This is a genomic window from Micromonospora sp. NPDC051296, from assembly GCF_040682255.1.
In the GTDB taxonomy this organism is placed as follows: Bacteria; Actinomycetota; Actinomycetes; order Mycobacteriales; family Micromonosporaceae; genus Micromonospora; species Micromonospora craterilacus.
The window spans coordinates 1-3,562 of the sequence record NZ_JBFBAO010000527.1; the positions used below are offsets into that span (position 1 = coordinate 1).

Consider the following 3,562-nt stretch of genomic DNA (forward strand, 5'->3'; position numbering starts at 1 on the left):
AGGCCGCCGATCGCGAGATGCTGCGGGCCAAGGTTCGGCCGCGTACCTCCTGACCAGGGGTCAGCGACGGGCCAGCTCCGGATCGCCGGCCAGGCGGGCGGCCCGGTCGGCCTCGCCGAGCGCGTCGAGCACGCCGTCCAGGTCTCCGGCCAGCGCCAGGTCGAGGTTGTACGCGGTGTACCCGATCCGGTGGTCGGTGATCCGGTTCTGCGGGAAGTTGTACGTGCGGATCCGCTCGGAGCGGTCCACCGTGCGGACCTGGGCCTTGCGGGCGTCCGACGCTGCCGCGTCGGCCTGCTCCTGGGCGGCGGCGAGCAACCGCGCGCGCATGATCCGCATGGCCTGTTCCCGGTTCTGCAACTGGGACTTCTCGTTCTGGCAGGACACCACGATGCCGGTGGGCAGGTGCGTGATCCGCACCGCCGAGTCGGTGGTGTTCACCGACTGGCCGCCGGGCCCGGACGAGCGGAACACGTCGATCCGCAGTTCGTTGGGGTCGATGGTGACATCGACCTCCTCAGCCTCGGGCAGCACCAGCACCCCGGCGGCGCTGGTGTGGATGCGCCCCTGCGACTCGGTGACCGGGACTCGCTGCACCCGGTGCACGCCGCCCTCCCACTTCAACCGGGACCAGACGCCGTTGCCACCCTCGGGCACGCCCTTGGTCTTGATCGCCAGTGAGACGTCCTTGACCCCGCCGAGGTCGGACTCCTGGGCGTCGATCACCTCGGTGAGCCAGCCACGCCGCTCCGCGTACCGGGTGTACATCCGCAGCAGGTCGCCGGCGAACAGCGCGGACTCCTCGCCGCCCTCGCCGGCCTTGATCTCGACGATGACGTCCTTGGCGTCGTGCGGGTCGCGCGGGATGAGCAGCTCGGCCAGCCGTTCCTCCAGCCCCGGCAGGGTCGCCCCGATCGCCTCGGCCTCGGCCGCGAAGGAGGCATCCTCGGCGGCCAGTTCCCGCGCGGCGGCCAGATCCGCCCGGGCCTGCTCCAGCTCGGCGGCAGCCTTGTGCAGCGGGACCAGTTCGGCGTACCGGCGACCGACCCGGCGAGCGGTGCCCTGGTCGGCGTGGATGGCGGGGTCGGCCAGCCGCTTCTCCAACTCGGCGTACTCGTCGAGGAGGGCGGCCAGGCGCTCACTGCTCATGCTGGGGATCGCTCCTTACAGTCTCTTAGACGGCGGGGAGACCGGGACACAGACGGACGACGCCCGCGCCCGGCGAAACCGGACGCGGGCGTCGAACGAGGAGCTACTTGGCCTTCTTGGCCTGGACCTTGGCGTACTTCTGCTGGAACTTCGCGACCCGGCCAGCGGTGTCCAGGACGCGCTGCTTGCCGGTGTAGAACGGGTGGCAGGCGCTGCAGGTCTCGACGTGGATCGAGCCGCCCTTGGCGGTGCTGCGGGTGGTGAAGGTGTTGCCGCAGGAGCAGGTGACGTCGGTGGTCACGTACTCCGGGTGGATGTTGGGCTTCATGTCGCCTCGGTCCTCTCGTTGGTGGTCGCCGGGTCGCCCCCGTCGCGTGGTGCGCGCCGGTTGAGGGCGTGAACCGGAACCGGTGGCCGATTGACCAGTGTGCCACGGGCGTACGCCGGCCCGGAAATCGGGCCGCACCGCTGGTCCGGCAGCGACAACGTACGCCTCGCCTGCCGCATTCCCGCCCTCGCGCTGGGCATTCACCTGGCACGGCCGGACGGCCGCGTGCCCCGCCCGGGGCACGGACGGCGCACCCGTCCGCGGGCGCCCGTCGGGCGTCCGGCACGACCCAGGCGTACGACACGGAGGAGCCGATGGCCCGCCTGATCGCCACCCGAGGCCTGCCCGCCTCCGGCAAGACCACCTTCGCCCGGACGCTCCAGCCGGCCGTGGTCCGGGTCAACCGGGACGACCTGCGCCGGATGCTGCACGGCGGGCGGCTCTTCACCCAACGGGCGGAGTGGCAGGTCACCGTCGTCCAGCGGGCCCAGGTCGAGGCATTGCTGCGGGCCGGCGGCGATGTCTGCGTGGACGACACCAATCTGCGTTCCCGCACCCTGCGGGACTGGGCCGAGTTGGCCGCCCGGTACGACGCCGGGTTCGAGGTGCACGACTTCACCGACGTGCCGCTGGAGGAGTGCCTGCGCCGCGACGCCGCCCGTCCGGAGGCCGACCGGGTCGGCGAGCCGGCGATCCGGCAATTGCACGAGCGCTACCTGCGGTACCGGACACTGCCGCTGCCGGTGCCGCAGGCCCCCACCGGGCGGCCGGCCACGGTGCACCCGCCGTCGACCGAGCCGCCGGAGATCGCCCTGGCGGACATCGACGGCACCGTCTCTCAGGTCGCCGAAGGCGACTTCTGAGTGGCCGGAGAGGCTCCTGCCACTCGGGTGGTGAAGCTGAGGGGGCGCAGCCGAACCGGCTGCGCCCCCTCAGGTCGCTTCCCCGGGGAGGGTCACTCCCCCGGCGTCGACTTGGCGATCTGCATCAGGAACTCGATGTTGGTCCGGGACTGCTTGAGCCGGTCCAGCAGGAGGTCGAGCGCCGCCTGCGAGTCCAGCGAGTGCAGCACCTTGCGGAGCTTGTGCACGATGGCCAACTCCTCCGGCGCGAGCAGGATCTCCTCCTTGCGCGTACCGGACGGGTGGATGTCGATGGCCGGGAAGGTCCGCTTGTCGGCGATCTTCCGGTCCAGCTTCAACTCCGCGTTACCGGTGCCCTTGAACTCCTCGAAGATCACCGTGTCCGCCATGGAACCGGTCTCCACCAGCGCGGTGGCGAGGATGGTCAGCGAGCCGCCGTTCTCGATGTTGCGGGCCGCGCCGAGGAACCGCTTCGGCGGGTAGAGCGCGGTGGAGTCGATACCACCCGACATGATCCGGCCGCTGGCCGGCGCCGCCAGGTTGTACGACCGACCCAGCCGGGTCACCGAGTCGAGCAGCACGACCACGTCGTGGCCCAGCTCGACCAGGCGCTTGGCCCGCTCGATCGCCAGCTCGGCGACGGTGGTGTGGTCCTGCGGCGGACGGTCGAACGTGGCCGCGACGACCTCGCCCTTCACCGACCGCTGCATGTCGGTGACCTCTTCGGGCCGCTCGTCGACCAGCACCACCATCAGGTGGCACTCCGGGTTGTTGTGCGTGATCGCGTTCGCGATCGCCTGCAGCACCATCGTCTTACCGGCCTTCGGCGGCGAGACGATCAACGCCCGCTGGCCCTTGCCGATCGGCATGACCAGGTCGATCACCCGGGTGGTGAGGATGTGCGGCTCGGTCTCCAGCCGCAGCCGATCCTGCGGGTACAGCGGGGTGAGCTTGTAGAACTCCGGCCGCCGCTTGGCCTCGTCCGGCTCCATCCCGTTGATGGTGTCCAGCCGGACCAGCGGGTTGTACTTGTCGCGCCGCTGCTCGCCGTCGCGGGCCGCCCGCACCGCGCCGGTGATCGCGTCACCGCGCCGCAGGCCGTACTTCTTGATCTGGGACATCGACACGTACACGTCGTTCGGGCCGGCCAGGTAGCCGGTGGTCCGGACGAAGGCGTAGTTGTCGAGCACGTCGACGATGCCGGCCACGGGGACGAGCACGT

Annotated in this window: 4 protein-coding genes; 1 reads left to right on the forward strand and 3 read right to left on the reverse strand. The window is 70.9% G+C overall.

Annotated elements, in window-relative coordinates; translation table 11 throughout:
• Positions 1–60: 60 nt before the first annotated feature.
• Positions 61–1,149, reverse strand: coding sequence for a peptide chain release factor 1 (gene prfA / locus AB0M52_RS32265; protein ID WP_363961524.1), 1,089 nt, complete (start codon positions 1,147–1,149; stop codon positions 61–63).
• A 103-nt stretch (positions 1,150–1,252) separates the two neighbouring features.
• On the reverse strand, positions 1,253–1,477 hold the full coding sequence (rpmE, locus tag AB0M52_RS32270; RefSeq protein WP_091103487.1) for a 50S ribosomal protein L31: 225 nt from the start codon (positions 1,475–1,477) through the stop codon (positions 1,253–1,255).
• A gap of 314 nt (positions 1,478–1,791) precedes the next feature.
• On the opposite strand from rpmE, the gene AB0M52_RS32275 reads away from it, so the two are divergent.
• Positions 1,792–2,340, forward strand: coding sequence for an AAA family ATPase (locus AB0M52_RS32275; protein WP_363961526.1), 549 nt, complete (start codon positions 1,792–1,794; stop codon positions 2,338–2,340).
• 92 nt (positions 2,341–2,432) lie between these two features.
• Here AB0M52_RS32275 and rho read toward each other — a convergent pair.
• Positions 2,433–3,562, reverse strand: a 1,130-nt coding sequence (rho, locus tag AB0M52_RS32280) for a transcription termination factor Rho (RefSeq protein ID WP_363961528.1), incomplete at its 5' end; no start/stop codon positions are given.